Annotated in this window: 22 protein-coding genes; 3 read left to right on the forward strand and 19 right to left on the reverse strand. The window is 66.8% G+C overall.

Going from position 1 to position 21,491, the window contains the following annotated elements:
• From BMZ38_RS03985 to BMZ38_RS04000, 4 genes are read right to left on the reverse strand one after another with little or no spacing between them, the layout of a single operon-like run.
• A complete protein-coding gene (locus tag BMZ38_RS03985; protein ID WP_091334479.1) occupies positions 1-543 on the reverse strand; it encodes a pilus assembly protein PilP in 543 nt (180 codons plus the stop codon).
• A complete protein-coding gene (locus BMZ38_RS03990) occupies positions 540-1,202 on the reverse strand; it encodes a type IV pilus inner membrane component PilO (RefSeq protein WP_091334481.1) in 663 nt (220 codons plus the stop codon). The genes BMZ38_RS03985 and BMZ38_RS03990 overlap by 4 nt, the downstream gene beginning before the upstream one ends.
• Positions 1,199-1,843: a PilN domain-containing protein gene (locus BMZ38_RS03995; protein WP_091334484.1), complete on the reverse strand. Its 645-nt coding sequence runs from the start codon at positions 1,841-1,843 to the stop codon at positions 1,199-1,201. The genes BMZ38_RS03990 and BMZ38_RS03995 overlap by 4 nt, the downstream gene beginning before the upstream one ends.
• Positions 1,843-2,901 carry a pilus assembly protein PilM gene (locus tag BMZ38_RS04000; RefSeq protein WP_091334486.1) on the reverse strand — a complete coding sequence of 353 codons (1,059 nt, stop codon included), beginning with the start codon at positions 2,899-2,901 and terminating at the stop codon, positions 1,843-1,845. The genes BMZ38_RS03995 and BMZ38_RS04000 overlap by 1 nt, the downstream gene beginning before the upstream one ends.
• 250 nt (positions 2,902-3,151) lie before the next feature.
• On the opposite strand from BMZ38_RS04000, the gene BMZ38_RS04005 reads away from it, so the two are divergent.
• Entirely contained in the window at positions 3,152-5,683 is a 2,532-nt protein-coding gene (locus BMZ38_RS04005) for a penicillin-binding protein 1A (RefSeq protein WP_091334489.1), read from the forward strand.
• Between the two features lie 63 nt (positions 5,684-5,746).
• Positions 5,747-6,421, forward strand: a complete 675-nt coding sequence (locus BMZ38_RS04010; protein WP_091334492.1) for a hypothetical protein — start codon at positions 5,747-5,749, stop codon at positions 6,419-6,421.
• 144 nt (positions 6,422-6,565) lie between these two features.
• Here the strand turns inward: BMZ38_RS04010 and BMZ38_RS04015 are convergent, their stop codons facing one another.
• The 8 genes from BMZ38_RS04015 to rpoZ form a co-directional block, all read right to left on the reverse strand.
• Entirely contained in the window at positions 6,566-7,861 is a 1,296-nt protein-coding gene (locus BMZ38_RS04015) for a citrate synthase (protein ID WP_091334494.1), read from the reverse strand.
• A 252-nt stretch (positions 7,862-8,113) separates the two neighbouring features.
• Positions 8,114-8,359: a type B 50S ribosomal protein L31 gene (locus BMZ38_RS04020; RefSeq protein ID WP_091334496.1), complete on the reverse strand. Its 246-nt coding sequence runs from the start codon at positions 8,357-8,359 to the stop codon at positions 8,114-8,116.
• A 109-nt stretch (positions 8,360-8,468) separates the two neighbouring features.
• Positions 8,469-9,401, reverse strand: a complete 933-nt coding sequence (locus BMZ38_RS04025; protein ID WP_091334498.1) for a nucleoside hydrolase — start codon at positions 9,399-9,401, stop codon at positions 8,469-8,471.
• Between the two features lie 103 nt (positions 9,402-9,504).
• Positions 9,505-11,619 carry an ATP-dependent DNA helicase RecG gene (recG, locus tag BMZ38_RS04030; RefSeq protein ID WP_091334500.1) on the reverse strand — a complete coding sequence of 705 codons (2,115 nt, stop codon included), beginning with the start codon at positions 11,617-11,619 and terminating at the stop codon, positions 9,505-9,507.
• 97 nt (positions 11,620-11,716) lie between these two features.
• Positions 11,717-12,100 (reverse strand): RidA family protein, encoded by a 384-nt coding sequence (locus BMZ38_RS04035; protein WP_091334502.1) that lies wholly within the window; start codon positions 12,098-12,100, stop codon positions 11,717-11,719.
• A gap of 70 nt (positions 12,101-12,170) precedes the next feature.
• Positions 12,171-12,701 (reverse strand): isochorismatase family protein, encoded by a 531-nt coding sequence (locus tag BMZ38_RS04040; RefSeq protein ID WP_091334504.1) that lies wholly within the window; start codon positions 12,699-12,701, stop codon positions 12,171-12,173.
• Between the two features lie 3 nt (positions 12,702-12,704).
• On the reverse strand, positions 12,705-14,864 hold the full coding sequence (locus BMZ38_RS04045; RefSeq protein ID WP_091334506.1) for a RelA/SpoT family protein: 2,160 nt from the start codon (positions 14,862-14,864) through the stop codon (positions 12,705-12,707).
• Positions 14,865-14,977: 113 nt separating this feature from the next.
• Positions 14,978-15,268, reverse strand: coding sequence for a DNA-directed RNA polymerase subunit omega (gene rpoZ, locus BMZ38_RS04050; RefSeq protein WP_091334509.1), 291 nt, complete (start codon positions 15,266-15,268; stop codon positions 14,978-14,980).
• A gap of 190 nt (positions 15,269-15,458) precedes the next feature.
• Here rpoZ and BMZ38_RS04055 point away from each other — a divergent pair, with 190 nt between their 5' ends.
• Positions 15,459-16,289 (forward strand): MlaA family lipoprotein, encoded by an 831-nt coding sequence (locus BMZ38_RS04055; protein WP_091334511.1) that lies wholly within the window; start codon positions 15,459-15,461, stop codon positions 16,287-16,289.
• A 67-nt stretch (positions 16,290-16,356) separates the two neighbouring features.
• Here the strand turns inward: BMZ38_RS04055 and BMZ38_RS04060 are convergent, their stop codons facing one another.
• From BMZ38_RS04060 to BMZ38_RS04090, 7 genes are all read right to left on the reverse strand, one after another.
• The gene (locus BMZ38_RS04060; protein WP_091334513.1) at positions 16,357-16,656 is read right to left on the reverse strand and encodes an STAS domain-containing protein; all 300 of its coding nucleotides are present in this window, start codon (positions 16,654-16,656) and stop codon (positions 16,357-16,359) included.
• Positions 16,653-17,324 (reverse strand): MlaC/ttg2D family ABC transporter substrate-binding protein, encoded by a 672-nt coding sequence (locus BMZ38_RS04065; protein ID WP_091334516.1) that lies wholly within the window; start codon positions 17,322-17,324, stop codon positions 16,653-16,655. The genes BMZ38_RS04060 and BMZ38_RS04065 overlap by 4 nt, the downstream gene beginning before the upstream one ends.
• A gap of 26 nt (positions 17,325-17,350) precedes the next feature.
• Positions 17,351-18,199: an outer membrane lipid asymmetry maintenance protein MlaD gene (gene mlaD, locus BMZ38_RS04070; RefSeq protein ID WP_091334518.1), complete on the reverse strand. Its 849-nt coding sequence runs from the start codon at positions 18,197-18,199 to the stop codon at positions 17,351-17,353.
• A gap of 20 nt (positions 18,200-18,219) precedes the next feature.
• A complete protein-coding gene (gene mlaE, locus BMZ38_RS04075) occupies positions 18,220-18,990 on the reverse strand; it encodes a lipid asymmetry maintenance ABC transporter permease subunit MlaE (RefSeq protein ID WP_091334521.1) in 771 nt (256 codons plus the stop codon).
• Complete coding sequence (locus tag BMZ38_RS04080; protein ID WP_091334524.1) at positions 18,987-19,814, reverse strand: ABC transporter ATP-binding protein; 828 nt, start codon at positions 19,812-19,814, stop codon at positions 18,987-18,989. Before BMZ38_RS04080 ends, mlaE begins: the two co-directional genes overlap by 4 nt.
• A 174-nt stretch (positions 19,815-19,988) precedes the next feature.
• Positions 19,989-20,612 carry a guanylate kinase gene (gene gmk, locus BMZ38_RS04085; RefSeq protein ID WP_091334526.1) on the reverse strand — a complete coding sequence of 208 codons (624 nt, stop codon included), beginning with the start codon at positions 20,610-20,612 and terminating at the stop codon, positions 19,989-19,991.
• Complete coding sequence (locus tag BMZ38_RS04090; RefSeq protein WP_091334529.1) at positions 20,609-21,472, reverse strand: YicC/YloC family endoribonuclease; 864 nt, start codon at positions 21,470-21,472, stop codon at positions 20,609-20,611. The genes gmk and BMZ38_RS04090 overlap by 4 nt, the downstream gene beginning before the upstream one ends.
• Between the last annotated feature and the right edge of the window lie 19 nt (positions 21,473-21,491).

Consider the following 21,491-nt stretch of genomic DNA (forward strand, 5'->3'; position numbering starts at 1 on the left):
TCATTTGTCGCCGAGCCCGATGCTGGCCGAACGTTCCATCCAGCCGCCATTGCCATTGGAGACCAGTTCGACCAGGTCGATATGGTCTTCCGCGATATCCACGATCCGGCCGTAGTTCTGCCCCATGTATTCATTGCGATGGACACGATGGATCACGCCACCGGGGTCTTTCACCAGCGCTTCCATGCCGACGCCGGTGCCGACCGTGCCGACCATCTTCAGGCTGTCCAGCGCGAACATCTCCAGCGGCTCCTTGGACCGGCCCTCGTCCGGACGGGGCCCGCTGGTCGAGCTGGTGGGCTGCATTTCCGCCGTGCTTGCGCTGAACGGATCGCGCTTGCCTTCGTCGGAATACTGGAAGGTCTCGAAGGTCTTGATGACCGGCAAGGGTGGGATCGGTGTCCCTTTCTTGCTCTTCTCCTGTGCGACCCAGTCGCGCAGGTCGGACATGCCCCGGGTGCAACCGGCCAGCACCAGCAGTGCGCCGAGCATCAACACCAACCGCGCAAAGTGGCCAGGCCTGATGGCAATCAACCTGCTCATTTATGCCCCCTTGCCTTGCCCTTCGCGGGCTTGCTCCCGGTCTCGTTGTCTTCCAGGTAGCGGTAGGTCTTGACCGTGCCCTGCAGCACCAGTTGTCCACCGGGTGGCGGCTCGCCGTTGGCGCCGAGGGGCTGCTGGGTGGACAGCGAAACATCGTGCATGGTCAGGATCACCACGCGCGGCAACGAGGCCACGCCGCTGATGAAGTTGCCGAACTGGTGGTAGGTGCCGACCATCTTCAGATTGATCGGTTCTTCGGCGTAGAAGTCCTTCGGATGCTCGCTGCCCGGATCGAACACCTGGATCTCCAGGCCGGAGGCCAATGCCGTTTGCGAGATATCCACCAGCAGTTCGGGCATCTCCGTCTTGCTGGGCAGCTGGCGCAGCAACTGGCGCAGCATGTCCTGCATCTCGTCAAGCTGCTGCTGCAGCGCCTCCAGGTTGACCGACTTGGCCTGCTTCTGGGTGAACTCCTGCTTGAGCGAGTCCTCCTTCGAGGCCAGGCTGGTCAGCGAGTCCTGCTGGTCGCTGACGAGCAGGTACCAGCCCAGGAGCACAACGATCAGGAACACCAGTACGGTGAAGAAGATCTTGATCGACTTCGACCAGCCACCGATGTTGTTGCGGTCGAGGCTGCGCAATTCATCGAAGAACTTCATTTGCCGCCCCCCCCGCTGACGGCCGCGGCATTGGGTGCCGCCGCCGCAGGCTTGCCATTCCCCTGCAGCAATACCGGCGTCTTGGCCTGCTCCTCCTCGCTGGGCTGGCTGAGCTTCACGTTCAGGCCAAAGGTGTAGGGCATCCGACCGGAGCGGTACTTGATCTCGGTCTTGTCCAGGTCGGCGCCGGCCATCCACGGCGAGGCATCGAGGTTGCGCATGTACTCGGCCACGCTGGCGTTGGACTGTGCAAGACCGGAGAGAACCATCGAATCGCCATTCTGTTTCATGCTGGTCAGGCGCACGCTGGAGGGGATCGTCTTCACCAGCTCATCGAAGAGGTGGACCATCTGCGAACGGTTGGCCTGCAGCTGCTCGATGATCTGCTTGCGCGCGAGCAGGCGCTGGCGGACCTTCTCGAGGTCCTTGATCTTGGCGATGCGCTCGTCCAACTGCTTGATCTCGCCCTGCAGGTAGGCGTTGCGCTCGTTCTGGTTGTCGATGCGCAGGTTCATCCAGAACACCCACAGCAGCACGACCACGACCGCTGCCGCGAGGGCCGCGCCCAGCTGCAGGAAGAATTCCCGCTCACGCTGCTTGCGCCGCTCGGCGCGCCAGGGAAGTAGGTTGATGTGTGCCATCAGTCGAAACTCCTGAGCGCCAGGCCGACGGCGATCATCAGGGCCGGGGCATCCTGCGCGAGCGACTGCGCCTGCACCTTGGGCGATAGCGACATGCGCGCCAGCGGGTTGGCCACCATGCAGGGCACGCCCAGCTGTTCCTCCAGCATCGGGCACAGTCCCTCGATCGAGGCGCAACCGCCGGCCAGCACCACCTGGTCGACCTTGCTGTACTCGCTGCCGGCGAAGAAGAACTGCAGCAGGCGGCTGATCTGCTGGATCAGCGCTTCCTTGAACGGTTCCAGCGCCTCGGCTTCGTACGACTCGGGCAGGCCGCCCTTGCGCTTGGCGCGGCCGGCCTCCTCGTAGGACAGGCCGTAGCGGCGCATGATTTCGTCGGTCAGCTGCTTGCCGCCGAACACCTGTTCGCGCGAATAGATGGTCCGCTGGTGGCGCAGTACCGACAGCGTGGTCATGGTGGCGCCGATGTCCACCACGGCGACCAGCGCGTCGCGGCTGACGTTGAGCTGGTCGACCAGCATCGTGAAGGCGTTTTCCATCGCGAAGGCCTCCACGTCGATTACCCGCGCGGTCAAGCCGCCCAGGTCGAGCGCGGCCACGCGCATGTCCACGTTTTCGGTGCGCGACGCAGCCAGCAGCACGTTGTTCATGTCCGGGTTGTCGCGCACCGGGCCGAGCACCTCGAAGTCCAGGCTGACCTCGTCGATCGGGTACGGGATGTACTGGTTCGCCTCGACCTGGATCTGGCCCTCGAGGTCTTCCTCGGACAGATCGGCCGACATCGGCACGATGCGCGTGATCACGGCCGAACCGGCGACGGCGGCAGACGCATGCTTGAGCTTGGAGCCCGAACGCGCCAACGCCCGGCGGATCGCCTCGCCCACCGCCTCGACCTCGACGATGTTCTTCTCGACCACGGCATTGGGGGGCAGCGGCTCGACCGCGTAGTGCTCCACGCGATAGCGCCCGCCGGCCTGGCTCAGCTGTAGCAGCTTGACCGCAGTCGAGCTGATGTCGACGCCGATCAGCGGCGGCTTCTTGGGTGTAAACAGACCCACGATTTTCCCCCTTGCCCCTTGCGCCCGGGCCGGAAACCGGCGGATGCGCGTTGGCATTAGATCCAAAATTTAACGCAATGGCAACGGCCTACGACAACTTTCTCAACAAAATGACGTGATGACCTGCACATTTGGTTGACGCCGCCCCTGACGGGCCGTTTTCGCGATCCAGCCCCGGGTCGGGCGGGCGATCGATAGTGCAACATCTATACTCGACGTTGTTTTGACTTGAGTCTCGCTCTTCCAAACCATGCAAATTTTCAAGCGTCTGCTGCGCTGGGCCCTGGTCCTGGCCCTCACCGGATTCGTCCTGGCCATCGCCGCCGTCGGAGTCGCCTACTGGCTGATCGCCCCTCGCCTGCCCTCGGTGGCGGTGCTGAAGGACTACCACATGCAGGTGCCGCTGCGAGTGCTCAGCGCCGACGGCAAGCTGATCGCCACCTTCGGCGAGACGCGCCGCATTCCGGTCGAAATCGCCAACGTCCCCGACAAGCTCAAGCACGCCGTGCTGTCGGCCGAGGACGCCGACTTCTACAACCATCCGGGCGTGGACTGGCACGGCATCGCACGCGCCGGCTGGCACGTGATCATCTCCGGCGGTGACAAGGGCCCGGGCGGCTCGACCATCACGCAGCAGGTGGCACGCAACTTCTTCCTGAGCCCCGAGAAGCTCTACTCGCGCAAGCTCATCGAGATCTTCATCGCGCTGCGCATAGAGAACGAGCTGACCAAGGACCAGATCCTGGAGCTCTACCTCAACAAGATGTTCCTGGGCCACCGCGCCTACGGCGTGGCCGCGGCGGCCGAGTACTACTACGGCAAGACGCTGGACCAGCTGACCATCGCCCAATGCGCGACCATCGCCTCGACCTTCCAGCTGCCCTCGCTGGTCAACCCGATCAATAGCCCCAAGCGCATGTTGGCGCGTCGTAACTGGGTACTGGGACAGATGCTGGAGCATCGCTACATCAGCAAGGCCGAGTACGAGCAGGCAATCAGCGAACCGAACGACGCATTCCCACACGAACAGCCGATCGAGGTGGATGCGCCCTACCTTGCCGAGATGGTTCGCCTGCAGGCGCTCGACCGGCTGGGCAACGATGCGCTGACCGAGGGCTACGTGGTGCGTACCACGGTGACCAGCACGCGCCAGCAGGCCGCCATCGACTCGATGCGCGATGGCCTGGTCGCCTATGACCGCCGCCACGGCTGGCGTGGCCCCGAGGCACATCAGGAGCTGCCGCCCGACGCCGGCAACGAGGGCCTGGATCGCCTGCTTTCCGGCTATACGGACATCTCCGGCATGCAGCCGGCGATCGTCACCGCGGTCAGCCCGAGCCTGGCCACGCTTTACCTGTCCAGTCACCAGACCGTGCAATTGGGCCTGGATGCGATGGCCTGGGCACGCCCCTACCGCAACGAGAATCACATCGGCGCCGCCCCCAAGAGCGTCGATGCAGTGCTCAAGCGTGGCGACATCGTGCGCGTGGCGCGCAACGACAAGGGTGACTGGGAGCTGGCGCAACTGCCCAAGGTGCAGGGTGCGCTGGTGTCGGTGAACCCGGAGGACGGCTCGATCCAGGCGCTGGTCGGCGGTTTCAGCTTCTTGCGCAGCAAGTTCAACCGTGCCGTGATGGCCGCGCGCCAGCCCGGTTCCAGCTTCAAGCCCTACCTGTACTCGGCGGCCTTCGAACGCGGCTTCACGCCGGCGTCGATCGTCAATGACGCGCCGCTCGCCCTGCCTGACCCGTCGCGGCCGAACGGCCTGTGGACGCCGGAGAACGACGACGGCAAGTTCGACGGTCCGATGCGCCTGCGCGAAGCGCTGGTGCAGTCGAAGAACCTGGTCTCGGTGCGCCTGCTCGACGCGATCGGCGTGCGCTTCGCGCGCGACTACATCACCCGCTTCGGCTTTCCGATCGATGCGCTGCCCAACAACCTGTCGATGGCGCTCGGCACCGCGTCGGTCTCGCCGATGGGCATGGCGCGCGGCTACGCCGTGTTCGCCAACGGCGGCTACCTGGTCACGCCGTACTTCATCAAGGAGATCGACGATCGCGACGGTAAGCCGGTCTACGTCGCCAACCCGACCCGCGCGTGCCGAACCTGCCAGGAACGCCTGCTCGACACCCGCCCGCCCGGCCCGCCGCCGGCGGACGTGGGCGGCCATCCAGCCAACGCGATCGCCGCGGTGCCGGCCGGGGCCAGCACCGTCGCCGGCGTCGGCGATGCGGTGCTGCCGGCCGACGCGCACGGCGAGGCTACGCACCCGCCGCTGCTCGCACCGCAGGTCATCGACGTGCGCAACGACTACCTCATCACTTCGCTGATGAAGGACGTGATCCTGCGCGGCACTGGCTTCGCGGCCAAGGCGCTGGGACGCGAAGACCTGGCTGGCAAGACCGGCTCGACCAATGACCACCGTGATGCCTGGTTCGTCGGCTTCAATGGGGATTTGGCCACCTCGGTGTGGGTGGGCTTCGACGACTTCAGCTCGCTCGGCCGGGCCAACGGCGTGGGCGAGTTCGGCGCACAGGCGGCGCTGCCGATCTGGATGGAATACATGGGCACGGTACTCAAGGGCGCGCCGCCCAACGCGCTGCCGATGCCGCCGGGCATCGCCACGGTGCAGATCAACCGCCAGAGCGGCCTGCCCACCTCGCCGGACGATCCGAACTCGATGAGCGAGATCTTCAAGGTGGAGGACGTCGATCGCCTGCGCGCCCAGGCCGCGCAGCAGCAGCAGAACCAGGACGAGCAGCATCCGTACGATATTTTCTGACGGCGACGGACCACTCACGCCGGATCGGCTCTGCTGCCGGTCCGGCCTTACCGGAGGAGTGACATGGCACGCGGCGAACACCATCGCATCCATGCGCACGATCGCCAGCAACGCAACCGCTTGCGGGTGGCCCAGGAGGCCGCCCGCCTGATGAGCGAGCACGGCATCCGCGACTTCCACCACGCCAAGCTAAAGGCCGCCGAACGGCTGGGCATCCAGGACGCGCAGGCGCTGCCGCGCAACCAGGAAATCGAACAGGCGCTGCGCGAACGCCAGCGCCTGTTCGATGCGGACAGCCAGCCGCAGCAACTCAAGGTGCGCCGCGAAGGTGCGCTGGAGGCCATGCGGTTCCTCGGCCGTTTCGATCCGCGGTTGGTTGGCCCGGTGCTGGAAGGCACGGCCGACGCACACTCTGCCGTCTGCCTGCACGTGTTCAGCGACGACCCGGATGAAGTGGCGCTGTTTCTGCGCGAGCACGGTGTTCCGGCCGAGGTGCAGACCCGCCGGCTGCGGCTCAGCCGGGAGGAACAGGCCGACTATCCGGTGCTGCTGTTCGCCGCAGACGGCCTGCCGTTCGACCTCACGGTGATGCCGCGCGATGCCCTGCGCCAGGCGCCGCTGGACCGCATCGACGAGAAACCGATGCGGCGCGCGTCACTGGGGGCGGTCAAGGAGCTGCTGGCCGAACCGGACGCCGCCGACGAGTTCGAACGCATGCTGGCCGCGGCCCGCCGCTAAGCATCTGCTTCGCGGAAGCGCACCGGCCCGGATCCACCTGCAGCAACTGCCGCGCGGTAGCGCCCAACGGCGCCTCCGCGAGGACTCCAAACGAAAGAGCCCCGGCATGGCCGGGGCTCTTTCGTATCGACGCAGCCGCTGCGTTCAGCGCTTGTCGACGGCGGTGTAATCGCGCACGTCCGCGCCGGTATAGATCTGGCGCGGGCGGCCGATGCGCGATCCCGGCGTCTCGTGCTGCTCGATCCAGTGCGAAATCCAGCCGGCAGTACGCGCGATGGCGAACATCACGGTGAACATCTCCGTCGGAATGCCCAGCGCCTTGTAGATGATGCCCGAGTAGAAGTCGACGTTCGGATAGAGCTTGCGCTCGACGAAATAATCGTCCTTCAGCGCGGCCTCTTCCAGCTTCATCGCCACGTCCAGCAGCGGATCGTTCACGCCCAGCTCGTTGAGCACCTTGTGGCACATCTCGCGGATGATCTTGGCGCGCGGGTCGAAGTTCTTGTAGACGCGGTGGCCGAAACCCATCAGGCGGAAGTTGTCGTTCTTGTCCTTGGCGCGGTTGACCGCAGTCTCCACGCGGTCGGGCGTACCGATTTCCTGCAGCATCTCCAGCACCGCCTCGTTGGCGCCGCCGTGCGCGGGGCCCCACAGCGCGGTGATGCCCGCGGCGATCGATGCATACGGGTTGGCGCCGGTGGAACCGACCAGCCGCACGGTCGACGTGGAGGCGTTCTGCTCGTGGTCGGCGTGCAGGATGAACAGCAGGTCCAGCGCCTTGGCCGCCACCGGGTTCAGCTGCAGCGGCTCGCTTGGTACTTCGAACATCATGTGCAGGAAGCGCTCGACATACTCGAGGTTGTTCCGCGGATAACGGAACGGCCAGCCTATCGAGTAGCGGTAGCAGGCCGCGGCGATCGTCGGCATCTTGGCGATCAGCCGGATCGCGGCAAGCTTGCGGTCATTCGGATCGTCGACGTTGAGGTCGTCGTGGTAGAACGCCGACAGCGAGGCGACCGAAGCGGCGAGCATCGCCATCGGGTGCGCGTCGTGATGGAAACCCTGGAAGAAGTTCTTCAGCGACTCGTGCATCATCGTGTGATGCGTGATCTGGTGCTCGAAGGTCGCGAACTCGCCCTTCTTCGGCAGCTCGCCGTTGAGCAGCAGGTAGGCCACTTCGAGGAAGGTCGACTTCTCGGCCAACTGCTCGATCGGGTAGCCGCGGTACAGCAGCACGCCCTTGTCGCCGTCGATGTAGGTGATCGCGCTCTTGGTGCTGGCGGTCGAACCGAAACCCGGGTCGTAGGTGAAGTGGCCGGTGTCCTTGTACAGCGTGCCCAGGTCGATGCACGAAGGCCCCAGCGTGCCGCTCAGCAGGGGCAGCGTGCTGCTGCGGTTGCTCGATTCATCGACGAGCTTGACGACCTTCGGATCGGACACGGGAACCTCCTTCGCAAAAGACGTACCGGAGGCATCCGCGAAAAGGCACCACCCGGCAAGGGAATGGCATCGCGCTGGGGAAAGCGGTCGATGCAACCGACGCATTATCGCACATCGGCCGCCTCAACATCCGCCCGCGGATGGACCGACGGGCATGCAAAAGGACACGGGGCGAGCCGCTGGCCCGCCCCGTGTCCTGCGTCGATTCACTGGCCCGCCACTGCCGCGGCGGCAGGCCCGGGTGCGACCGGCTTACTTCTGGCCGTAGCGACGGCGGAACTTGTCCACGCGGCCGCCAGCGTCGATGTTCTTCTGCTTGCCGGTGTAGAACGGGTGCGAATGGCTGGAGATATCCACCTTGACCAGCGGGTACTCGTTGCCGTCTTCCCACTTGACGGTTTCCTTGGTGGAGATCGTCGAGCGCGTCAGAAACGCGAAGTCGGACGACAGGTCCTGGAACACCACCGGGCGGTAGTTGGGATGGATATCGGGCTTCATGACGGACTCAAAGCGGCGGGTGAAAAGAGCGGCATTGTAGCGACCGGGTGACGGCGGGGTCAACTTGCCTTTGGAAGCGGAGAGCCCGCCGCCCACACGCCAGCGCAGCTCAGTACACCCCGAGCGCCCGTTGCACCATGGCCGCGAACCGCTCCTGGTCCAGCTCCAGCACCACGTTGGCGTTGACAGGGCGACCCAGCCGGCCGGACCAGTCCACCACGGTGGCGCCCCGGGTCAGCCGACCGTCCAGTTCCACCGCCACCGCGCGCCGCTCGCTGCGCACCACCACCGCCGGGTCGATCGCCACGGCCATCGCCAGCGCGTCGGCGGCGATGATGCCGCGCCGGCCGCGCTCGCGGTTGGCCCTGCGCGCCACCTTGCAGATGTCGGCGTAGAACTGCGCGCGCCCGTCCCCGGCCACGATCCAGCCGTCGAACACGTCCTCGTCGAAGGCATGACGCAGGGTCAGTTCCCAGTCGACCAGATCGAAATCCCCGAAGGCCTCGAACACCACATGCGCGGCCTCGGGGTCGAAGCCGACGTTGAACTCGGCGGGTACGCGGCCGGTGTTGCCCTGCCCGGTTACCGCGCCCCCCATCACCACCAGCCGCTTCACCCTCCGCGGCAGGGTCGGATCCAGCCGCAGTGCCAGCGCCACGTTGGTCAGCGGCGCCAGCGCGACCAGCGTCAATTCACCGGGGCGCTCCCGGGTCAGGCGCAGCAATGCCAGCGCCGCCGCTTCGTCGGCAGCCGGGTGGCCAGGATCGGCGAAGCCGACGTCACCGAAGCCGTCGCGGCCATGCACGAACGCCGCATCTTCCTCGGGCAGGCGCACCAGGGGCGTGGCACATCCCGGGAATACCGGCGTGCCGGCGCCCAGCAGCTTGACCAGCACGCGCGCGTTGCGCACCGTGTGTTCCAGGCCCACGTTGCCGGCCGCGATGGAAAGGCCGGCGACGTCGGCGTGCGCATACGCCATCAGGATGGCCAGCGCGTCGTCCACGCCAGGGTCGGTATCGATCAGGAGCTGTGGTCGAGTCATGCGGAGCCTGGGGCAAAACGGCTAGCTTAGGGCATCGGGCACGGCAGCCGACATCCGTTCGGCGCGTTGGATCGAAGGCGGTTGCGCGTGCAGCCACGCACGCTCAGGCATGAACATAGCGCGCCGCAGCGCCGATCCAGCGTTCGATCAGCCGTTCGGCCGCGCGCGGCTGCTCCTTAAGCATGGCTTGGCCGACCTGCTGCACCGCCGGCAGCAAATACGCGTCGCGCGCGAGATCGGCGATGCGAAAGGCGAGCTGGCCGGTCTGGCGCGTGCCGAGCACCTCGCCCGGACCACGCAATTCCAGGTCCTTCTCGGCGATGCGGAAGCCGTCGCAGGTCTCGCGCATCACATTGAGCCGCTCGCGCGCGAGCTGGCCCAGCGGGGGCTGGTAGAGCAGCACGCAGTTGGACGCCACCGCGCCGCGGCCGACGCGGCCACGCAACTGGTGCAGCTGGGCAAGGCCGAGCCGCTCGCTGTTCTCGATCACCATCAGGCTGGCATTGGGTACGTCCACGCCGACCTCGATGACCGTGGTGGCCACCAGCACGGCCAGGCCGCCGCCTTTGAACGCGTCCATGACCGCCTGCTTCTCCTTCGGCTTCATGCGCCCGTGGATCAGGCCGACCCCGCAACCGCCGAGTGCGGCGGAGAGTTCCGCGTGCGCCACCTCCGCCGCTTGCGCTCGCAACTGCTCGGATTCCTCGATCAGCGTGCATACCCAGTAGGCCTGCCGCCCTTCCGTGCAGGCGGCGCGGATGCGCTCGATCACTTCGGCACGACGCGCGTTGGAGACCGCCACCGTCTGCACCGGCGTACGGCCAGGTGGCAGTTCATCGATGGAGGAGACGTCAAGGTCGGCGTAAGAACTCATCGCCAGCGTGCGGGGGATCGGCGTAGCCGTCAGCACCAGTTGGTGCGGAACCAGCCCGCCCTCCAGTCCCTTGTCGCGCAACGCCAGGCGCTGCTGCACGCCGAAGCGGTGCTGCTCGTCGACGATGACCAACCCCAGGCGACCGAAGACCACACCCTCCTGCATCAGCGCGTGCGTGCCGACCACCACTGGCGTGCCGCCCGCCACGCGGGCCAGCGCGCTCGTGCGCGCCTTGCCCTGTTGCTTGCCAGCCAGCCATTCGACCGCTACGCCGAGCGGTTCCAGCCAATGCCGGAAACTGCGCAGGTGCTGCTCGGCCAGCAGCTCGGTGGGCGCCATCAATGCCACCTGCCAGCCTGCCTCGACGGCGGCCAGGGCGGCCAGGGCCGCCACTGCGGTCTTGCCGCTGCCGACGTCGCCCTGGACCAGGCGCAGCATCGGCTTGGCCTGCGCAAGATCGGCGAACACATCGCGCGTCACCCGCTGCTGTGCGCCGGTCAATTCGAACGGCAGGCCTTGGACGAAACGCCGACGCAGCTCGCCGGCGCCATCGAGTACCGCCGCGCGCCGCCGCCGCACCGCCGCTCGCATGCGCTTGAGGCTCAGGTGCTGGGTCAGCAACTCCTCGAAGGCGAGGCGCTGCTGTGCCGGATGCCGGCCGTTGACGAGTTCCGCCAGCGGCGCATCCGGTGGCGGGCGATGTACGTACAAAAGGGCCTCGCGCAATGAGGTGAGCCCGTGCGCCGCGCACAGCGATGGTGGGATCAGTTCCAGCGCCGCATCGGGCGGCAGCACTGCGAGCGCCTTGCCGATCACCCCCGCCAGCCGCTTCTGGCCGAGGCCTTCGGTGGTCGGATAGACCGGGCTCAGGCGCTCGTCGACCGCCACCGCCTCGCCCTCGGCCACGCGCTGATACTGCGGATGCACCATCTCCAGGCCCTGCGCTCCGTGGCGTACCTCGCCATAGCAGAGCACCCGCAGGCCGGGCCTGAGCTGCTCGGCCTGCGCGCGATGGAAATGGAAGAAGCGCAGCAGCAGCGTTTGGCGCGAGTCGTCGCCGATGGCGACCTTGAGCTGCGGCCGGTAGCGGAAACCGCGCTCGACCGCCTCGACCGTGCCCAGCACCTGCGCACGCTCGCCGGCCCGCAGTTCGGCAATGGCGGTGACGCGGGTCTTGTCCTCATAGCGCAGCGGCAGGTGGAACCACAGGTCTTGCACGCGCTCCAGCCCGAGCTTGGCGAGCGTGGCCGCCAGTGCCGGGCCGACACCAGGCAGCGTACCGATCGGCGACAGGCCGGGATCGGCGGCGATCGGCGTGAAGGCGTGGGCGCTACGGGCGGGCATGGATGGCTAGCCTAGCCCAGCGTCCCGCCGGGATGCAGCATGCCGATGTGGGTGCAGGCCGCGCCGGGCGGTCAGGCCGCGGCGCGGCACATGGGCTTCAGTCGAGCACCATGATCGCGTCGATCTCCACTTGCGCGCCCTTGGGCAGCGCCGAAACCTCGATGGTGGAGCGCGCCGGGTATGGCTGCTGGAAGTAATCGGCCATCACTGCGTTGACCGCGGCGAAGTTGGCCAGATCGGTGACGTAGATGCCCACGCGCACGAACTGCGAGAACGACCCGCCCGCTGCCTTGGCCACTGCGGCGAGGTTGTCGAACACGCGCCGCGTCTGCGTGCTGATGTCGCCTTCGACCAGCGTGCCGGTGGCCGGATCCAGCGGGGTCTGGCCGGAGAAGTACACGGTGTTGCCGTGGCGCACGGCTTGCGAGTAGGGGCCAATCGCGGCGGGCGCCTGCTCGGAATGGATGATGCTGCGGGACATGGTGGGCCTCGTGGCAGTAGGGCCCCTCAGTGTAAACCGGCCGCGCCGGCGTCCGGTCAGCGGTACCCGGTCAGAAGGGGATCGCGTCGTGCCTGGCGATGCCCACGTCCACGCCCGGGTAGCGCAGGCCGGCGAAATAGCCGTTGGTGTGCGCGACGATCTGCTCGCCGCTCAGCATGACGCCGCCGAACTCGGCCGCGGTGGTGGTGTGCGCGTCGCTGGCCAGCACCACGGCGTAGCCCTCGGCCGCCGCACGCTGCGCCGTGGTGCGGATGCAATAGTCGGTCTGTGCGCCGGCGATCACCAGGCGGCGCACGCCTCGTGCCTCCAGCAGGGCGTGCAGTGGCGTGTCGGCAAAGGCGTCGTAGAAGGTCTTGGACACCCGCGGCTCTACCGGTGCCGGCACCAGGCCGTCCGCGAGCCGCCAGGAGGCGCTGCCGACGGGCAGATCCTGTGGTCGACGTGCTGCACCCACACCACCGGCGCGCCGGCCGCGCGCGCGCTCGACCAGCGCGCAGGACCGGGCCACCACGCCGCCGGCGTCGAAGCAGTCCTGGAGCACGCCCACCTGCAGGTCGATGACGAGCAGCGCCGTCGTCATCGTTCAGAGCGGATAGCGGTAGGCGCCGCTGACCACGCCGGTACGGCGTACGCGGCGGATCACGTCGGCCAGGTGCTTGCGGTTTTTCACTTCCATCGCGAACAGCAGCGTGGCCGCTGCGGCGTCGCGTTCGACGTACTCGACGTTCTCGATGTTGGAGTCGGCCGCGGCGATGGCCGCGGCGACGGTGGCGAGCACGCCCGGGCGGTTGATGACCTCGATGCGCAGTTCGGCGCGGTAATCGCCCTGCACGTCGCGGTCCCACTCGATCGCCACGCAGCGCTCCGGGGACTTGCGGAACTCGGCGACGTTCGGGCACTCCACGCGGTGCACGACGATGCCCTTGCCGGAAGAGAGGTAGCCGACGATCTCGTCGCCCGGCAGCGGATGGCAGCAGTTGCCGAAGCTCAACACACCGCGTTCGGCACCGGTAATGCGGATCTTCTCGCTGACGTGCGGTGCGGTCGTTGCGCGGCCGCCGCCACGCAGCGCGACCAGGTGATGCGCGACCTGGTCGGGCATGCGGTTGCCCAGAGCAATGTCGGCGAGAAGCTCCTCCAGCCGCCGCAACTTGGCTTCCTCGAGGAAGCGGTCGAGCGCCTTGGTGGGAATCGCGTCGATGTTGGTGCCCAGCGCATCCAGTGCGCGGTCGAGCATGCGGTGACCGAAGTCGACGGCGTCCTCGTGTTGCAGGTGCTTCAGATACTGCCGGATCGCGGTGCGCGCCTTGCCGGTGACGACGAATTCCAGCCAGGCCGGGTTGGGCACCGCCGAAGGTGCGGTGATGATCTCCACCAGTTGGCCCGACTCCAGCCGCGTGCGCAGCGGCAGCAGCTTCTTGTCCACCCGCGCGGCGACCGCGTGGTCGCCCACGTCGGTGTGCACGGCATAGGCGAAGTCGAGCGCGGTGGCATTGCGCGGCAGCGCCAGGATGTCGCCACGTGGCGTGAACAGGTAGACCTCGTCCGGGAACAGGTCGATCTTCACGTTCTCGATGAATTCGGCCGACGAAGGCGTGTGCGCCTGGCTGTCGGCCAGCGCGGAGAGCCACTCTCTCGCGCGCGCCTGCGCGCTGTTGGCCGGCCCGGAATCGGTCTTGTAGGCCCAGTGGGCGGCCACGCCGCGCTCGGCCACCGAGTCCATCTCGGCCGTGCGGATCTGCACCTCGATCGGGGCGCCGAACGGGCCCAGCAGCACGGTGTGCAGCGACTGGTAGCCGTTGGCCTTGGGAATCGCGATGAAGTCCTTGAAGCGCCGGTCCACCGGCTTGTACAGCGAATGCACCGCCCCCAGCGCCATGTAGCAGCTCATCGCGGAATCCACCACCACGCGGAAGCCGTACACGTCCATCAGCTGGGCGAAGCTCTTGTGCTCGTTGCGCATCTTCGAATAGATGCTCCACGGCGACTTGATGCGCCCGACCACGCGCGCCGGCAGATGGTCGGCGGCCAGCCGAGCGGCCAGCGCGTGTTCGATCTTGCTCATCACCTCGCGGCGATTGCCCAGCGCCGCACGGATGCGCTCGCTGATCACGCGGTAGCGGTCAGGGTGGAGCGAGCGGAACCCCAGATCCTGCAACTCCGCCTTGAACTTGTTCATGCCCAGGCGTTGGGCGATCGGCGCATAGATCTCCAGCGTCTCGCGCGCGATGCGCCGGCGCGCCGGTGCATCCTTGGCGCCAAGCGTGCGCATGTTGTGCAGACGGTCTGCCAGCTTGATCAGGATCACGCGGATATCGCGCGCCATCGCCAGCAGCATCTTGCGGAAGCTTTCCGCATCGGCCTCCTGGCGGTTGGAGAAGCGCATCTTGTCCAGCTTGGTGACGCCGTCGACCAGGTCCGCTACCACCTCGCCAAACTCGGCGGTGATATCGGCACGGCTGAGCTCGGTGTCTTCCAGCGTGTCGTGCAGGATCGCCGCGATGATGGTCTCGGCGTCCAGGCCCAGCTCGGCCAGGATGCCGGCGACGGCGATCGGGTGGGTGATGTACGGCTCCCCGCTCTTGCGCTCCTGGCCGCGATGCGCGTGCGCACCCACCTCGTAGGCGCGCAGCACGCGCGCCACCTGGGCTTCCGGCAGATAGGCCGCGCGCTCCTTGAGCGCCAGCACGTAGGGGGGCAGCACGGACGGGTCCACGGGAACGGAGGGCGTGGTCGCCGTCATGGTTCACGATCCCCGTTCAGATGGTGCTTCCGTACAGTGGGTTACCGGACATGCCGGAAAAACGCCGGCAAGGCCGGCAGGGCGACTGCACCATCGGCAGCCGCCGGCGGGCATCAGTCGTCGCCGCCCTTGGAAAGGTCGTCGTCGACCTCGGCCGCGGCCCATTCCAGCGCCTCGCGCTCGGCGCGCTCGCGCTCGGCGCGGTCGATCTCGTCGATCGTGGCCTGGTCGATGCGGCGATCGGCGATCTCGCGCAGGGCGAGCACCGTGGGCTTGTCGTGGTCGGGATGGACCGCCGGCTCGGCACCCTTTTCCAGCTGGCGGGCGCGCTTGGTCGCCATCAGCACCAGCTCGAAGCGGTTGTCCACCACCTCGAGGCAATCTTCCACGGTAATGCGGGCCATGCGAAATCCTCAGGCACAAAGGCAACTTAGAGAGGGTGAAGTGTAACGGAGCGGCGGCTTGGCTGGCAATGCGGCATGCGCGTATCATGCGCGGTTCGATCGCCGGGCAGCCGGCACCGATCCGTCTGACTGCAAAATATAAAACCAGGCGGTACACTTTTGCGGTACCCGTAGCGGATCCTGTCCACCGATGCTCTCCCTGCCCCGTCTTTCCCCAAGCCGCCTGCTGCCGCTGGCCGCCCTGGCCCTGCTGGCCGGTTGCACCATCGCCAAGCCGCGTACCGACGACCCGCTGGAGAAGTTCAACCGCAACGTCTACGCGTTCAACGACGCGGTGGACAAGGCGGTGATCCGCCCGGTGGCGGTGGGCTACCGCAAGGTCACCAACCCGCCGGTGCGCCGCTCGGTCAGCGACTTCTTCACCAATATCCGCATGCCCATCACGGTCGCCAACGACCTGTTGCAGGCACGGCCCAAGCAGGCGCTGCAGAGCACCGGGCGCTTCCTGGTCAACCTCACGCTGGGCCTGGGCGGCTTTTTCGATCCGGCCAGCCAGCTGGGCATTCCGCTGGAAGACAATGATTTCGGCGTGACGCTGGCGCGCTGGGGCGTGCCCGATGGCGATTACCTCGTGCTGCCGCTGATCGGCCCGACTACGGTGCGAGACGTGTGGCGCATGCCGGTGGACAGCTACTTCTTCGACCCGCTGTCGATCTACGCGAGCAGCCACGATTACAAGTACGGCCAGCAGTACCTGCCGCAGATGCTGTATCTGGTGACGCTGCGCTCGCGCGGCATCGATGCGGAGAGCTTCCTCAAATCGGCCTACGACCCGTACGTGTTCATGCGCGACGCCTACCGCCAGCAGCGCCTGTACCAGATCTACGACGGCAACCCGCCGGCCGACGTGATCCAGCAGATGCAAGGCCTGAACGACGACAATTTCGACCCCGAGCAACTACTGGACGAGCAGCACCAGTGGGAGAAAAAGCATCCCGGCTCGAGCAACCAGAAGCAGTAGGCGAGACTTGGCAAGGCGACAAAAAAAAGGGGCCTCGGGGCCCCTTTCTCGTATCTGCGCTCACCACTCAACCGACCAGCGCATCCACCTCGCATACCTGCGCCAGCGCACGCATGCCTGCGGGCATGTTTTCCACGCCGATGGCCCGGCCCAGCCGTCTCGCCTCGGCCTGCGCCGCGAGCACGCAGGCCAGCCCGGCGCTGTCGCTTCGCACGACGCCAGCCAGGTCCAGCCGCGCCACCGGCTCGGCGGCCATTGCGGTACCGATGGCGTCCAGTGCCGCAGCGGCCGTGTCGAAGCTCAGCACGCCACTGACACCGAGCGTGCCCGGTGCCGGGCGATCAAGCTGGAAGGCGGCCGCCTTCATGGGGCCTTGCTTTGCTTGTCCATGGCCTCGAGCGCCTTCTCGCCCTGGTTTTCCAGGTTAGCGATCAGCTTCTCGATGCCCACCTTGCGGATCTCGGCATCGACCTGGTTGCGGTAGTTGGTGACGTAGGAGATGCCCTCGATGATCACGTCGTAGGCCTTCCAGTCGCCGTCCTTGCTCTTGCGGAAGGCGTAGTCGACCGAAAGCTTCTTGCCGTCGTCGAGCACGACCTGCGTGCGCACGACGGTGCGCTTGTCGTTGAGGTCGCCGCTGAACGGCAGCACCTGCACTGCACCCTTGGTGTAGTTCAGCAGGCCCTCGGCGTAACGGTGGGTGATCGAGTTGTAGAACGCCTTCGCGAAGCGTTCGCGCTGCTCGGGCGTGGCCTCCCTGGCGTGGCGGCCGAGTACCAGGATCGAGGCGTAGTCGATGTCGAAGTGCGGCAGGAACACGTCGTCGATCACAGAGATCAACTTTTCCTTGTCGTTCTTCAACTGATCGCGATGACCGGCGATGGTGGTGTCCAGCTGGTGGGCGATCTCCTGCACCACCTGCTCCGGGTTCTGCTGGGAAGCCGGCGCCTGTGCGGCCGCGTCCTGGGCGAGCACGGGCGAGGCGGCCACGGTGCCGAACGCGATGGCCATGGCGAAAGCCAGAGTGCGCAACATGGGAAAACTCCTCGTGGGAAACCGGCTCATTGCTTGCCGGCGGGGGCGTCTTTCTTCTCGGCGGGCGAGCCGTTGACCAGAAACTTGCCGATCAGGTCTTCCAGTTGCATGGCCGACTGTGTCAGCACCATTTCGTCGCCGTTCTTCAGGAACTCCGGCGAGCCGCCGGGCTGGATCGCAACGTACTGGGTGCCGATCAAACCGCTGGTGAACACCGCAGCGGCCGAATCGTCGGGAATCTGGTCATATTTCTTGTCGATCGACAGCTCCACTTCGGCGTCCAGCTTGACCGGATCGGCATGCACGGCCGCCACGCTGCCGATCGCGACGCCAGCCATCTTCACCGGCGCGCCGACCGATAGAGCGCCAACGTTGCTGAAGCGCGCCTTCACCGTGTAGCTGCCGCCCAGGTTGTCGGCCACGCCGCCGGCGCCGAAGAACTTGCCGAGCATCTCCTCCAGCTGCTGCGCCGGCTTGGTGCGCGCCAGCGTGCCGCCGTCGGCCAGGTCCTTCTTCGAACTGCCGTACTGGATGCCGACGTACTGGTCGCCGAGCAGGCCGCTGGTGAAGATCGTGGCGATCGAATCGTCCGGGATGTGGCTGTACGCCTGGTCGATCGACAATTTCACGTCCGCCGCCTCCTGCTTCGGATCGAGCATGATCGAACTCACCTGGCCCACGCGCACGCCGGCGATCTTCACCGGCGCGCGTTCCTTGAGCTGACCGATGTTGGCAAAGTGCGCCTCGACCGTGTAGCTCGCGCCCTGGTGCGTATTGGCGACCGAAGTGGTTTGGGTCGCCAGGTACGCGAGCGCGGCGAAACCGAGCACGATGAACAGGCCGGTGCCCACGGCGTAGGAATTTCTCTGGCTCACGGCTTAGGTCCTCAACGAAATCACATCAGGAACGCGGTCAGCACGAAGTCCAGCGCGAGGATCGCGATGGATGAGGCGACCACGGTACGGGTAGTGGCGTAGGCCACGCCTTCGCTGGTCGGCGGCGTGGTGTAGCCCTGGTAGACGGCGATCAGCGAGACCACCGCACCGAACACCAGGCTCTTGATCAGGATCCCGTTGATGACGTCCTTGTGGACGTCGACGGTCGCGGTCATGTTCGACCAGAAGGTGCCGTTGTCGATGCCCAGCCAGGTCACGCCGACCAGGTGCCCGCCGAAGATGCCCAGCGCGCAGAACACCGCGCACAGCAGCGGCATGGCGATGAGGCCGGCCAGGTAGCGCGGCACGGCGACGTAGGCAATCGGATCGACCGCCATCATCTCCATTGCAGCCAGCTGGTCGGTGGCACGCATGAGGCCGATCTCGGCCGTGATCGAGGTACCGGCGCGGCCGGCGAACAACAATGCGGTGACCACCGGCCCCAGTTCACGGTAGATGGCGATCGCCACCACCGTCCCGCTGGCCGCCGTGCCGCCGAAGATCGAGAGCACGTAATAGAGCTGCAGGCCCAGCACCATGCCCACGAACAGGCCGCAGACGGTGATGATGGTCAGGCTCATCGCGCCGACGAACCACAGCTGGCGCACGGTCTCGCGCACGTAGCGCAGGCTGCGCGGCACCGCCGCCAGCAGGGTCAGCAGGAACAACCCGGCTTCGCCGATCTGCGCCAGGGCGTTGGTGATCACGTTGCGGTGCGGCTGGGCGCTCATGCCCGGTCTCCTCCCAGGCCCAACGCCTGCGCGTAGTCCCCGGCGGGGTACTGGAACGGCACCGGTCCATCGATGTCTCCGCCGAAGAACTGCCGCGTCCAGGGCGAACCATCGTTTGCAATGGTCTTCGGGTCGCCTTGCGCCACCACCTTGCCATTGGCAATGAGATAGACCAGGTCGGCCACCTGCTTGATCGCATCCAGCTCGTGCGCCACCAGCACGCTGGTGATGCCCAGCGTCTCATTGAGCGTGCGGATCAGCTTGAGCACCTGGCTGAGCGCAATCGGGTCCAGCCCCACGAACGGCTCGTCATACAGGATCAGCATCGGATCGAACACGATCGCCCGCGCCAGCGCCACGCGGCGGGCCATGCCGCCGGAGAGCTCAGCCGGCATCAGGGAGGCCGCGCCGCGCAGGCCCACCGCCTGCAGCTTGGTCAGCACGATGTTGCGGATCAGGACTTCGGGCAGCCTCGTGTGCTGGCGAAGCGGGAAGGCGATGTTCTCGAAGACGTCGAAGTCGGTCAGCAACGCCGAGTTCTGGAACAGGTACCCGATCTTCTCGCGCAGCGCGAACAACCTTTCGCGCGACAGTTCGGGGACGTTCTGTCCGTCCACCAGTACCTGTCCCGCATCGCCGCGCATCTGCCCGGTAATGTGCTTGAGCAGCGTGGTCTTGCCGGTGCCGCTGGGGCCCATGATGGCCGTCACCCTGCCGCGCGGGATGTCCAGATCCATCGCGTCGAAGATGGTCTTGCCGTTGAGTACCGTGGTCAGGCCACGGATGCGTACCAGCGGTTCGGAGGGGGCGGCAGGGGCGGTCATAAGCGGATAAAGGTAGCCGAGCGGCGAAGGGAGGCCAAGCCGCCGCTCTTGCTCCCTCTCCCTCTACGGAGAGGGCCGGCGGCCCGGCTCACGGGAAAACTTCGATCAGACGAACGGGAGGCTGCTCGCCCAGGCCGACACTCGCCCCCCTCTTCCAGAGGAACGGGGAGCGAGTCAGGCGAGCAATTCGGCAATCAGCGCCTCGTGCCGCTTCCACTGCAGCTCGCCGCGATGCCGCACCGCCCGCACGATGGCCTGCAGATCGGCCAGGGCGTCGTCGAAGCCATCATTGACCACGATGTAGTCGAACTCATGCGCGTGGCCGATCTCCTCGCGCGAATTGTGCAGGCGCCGCTCGATCACCTCCGGCGCATCCGAGCCGCGGCCACGTAGCCGCCGCTCCAGTTCGGCGCGCGAGGGCGGCAGGATGAATACGCTTACGCAGTCGGGCTTGGCGCGGCGGATCTGTGCCGCGCCCTGCCAGTCGATCTCTAGCAGCACGTCGCGCCCCTGATCGAGCAAGGCCTGCACCGTGGCGAGCGACGTGCCGTAGAAGTTGCCGTGAACTTCGGCGTGTTCGAGGAAGGTGCCGGCGGCAATCTGCTGTTCGAATTCCGCGCGCTCGACGAAATAGTAGTGCCGCCCATACTCCTCACCCGGCCGCGGCGGCCGCGTGGTGTGCGAAATCGACAGCGAAATCGCCGGCTCGCGCTCGAGCAGCGCGTTGACGAGCGTGGATTTGCCGGCCCCCGAAGGGGCGGCAACGATGAACAGCGTACCGGCCATGGGCGCGCTCATTCGATGTTCTGCACCTGCTCGCGCATCTGCTCGATCAGCACCTTCAGCTCCACCGCGGCATTGGTCGTGCGCGCATCGACCGACTTGGAGCCGAGCGTGTTGGCCTCGCGATTGAACTCCTGCATCAGGAAGTCCAGCCGGCGACCGACCGGTTCCTTCAGGCCCAGTACGCGGCGCGTCTCGGCGACGTGCGTGGCAAGGCGATCGAGTTCCTCGTCGACGTCGCTGCGGGTGACTTGCAGCACCAGCTCCTGCTCCAGGCGACCGGGATCGGCGGGTTGCCTGAGGTCGGCCAGGCGCGCCTCCAGGCGCGCGCGCAGCGCAGTGCGGATCTCCGGCATCCACTGGCGCACCTGGCCGACGATGCGCTCGATCGCATCGAGCTTGTCGCGCAGGATCGCACCGAGTTGAGCACCCTCGCGCTCGCGGGTGGCGCTGAGCGCATCGAGCGCGCGATCGAGCACCTCGAACAGCGCCGCCTGCTGGGCTTCCGGATCGGCCTCGGACTGGCGCAGCACGCCCGGGAAGCGCAGCAGTTCGGTCAATTGCACCTGCATGCCGGGGAAGCGGCCGGCCAGCTCGCGGTTCAGGGTTGCCAGGCGACCGAGCGTCACCTCGTCCACCTCCAGCGACTCGCCGCGTGCCTCGCCGCCGCGCAGGCGCACGGTCAGGTCCACCTTGCCGCGCGACAACCGTGCGGCCACGCGCTCGCGCAGCGCCGACTCGAAGCCACGCAGCTCCTCGGGCAGGCGCGGGCTGAGCTCCAGGTAACGGTGATTGACGGTGCGCAGCTCGCAACTGAGCGTGCCGGCAGGACCTTGGGTTTCGGCGCTGGCGTAGGCCGTCATGCTGCGGATCATGCGTCGAGCCCTTGCGGTC

This window comes from Frateuria terrea (genome assembly GCF_900115705.1).
GTDB classification, from domain to species: domain Bacteria; phylum Pseudomonadota; class Gammaproteobacteria; order Xanthomonadales; family Rhodanobacteraceae; genus Frateuria_A; species Frateuria_A terrea.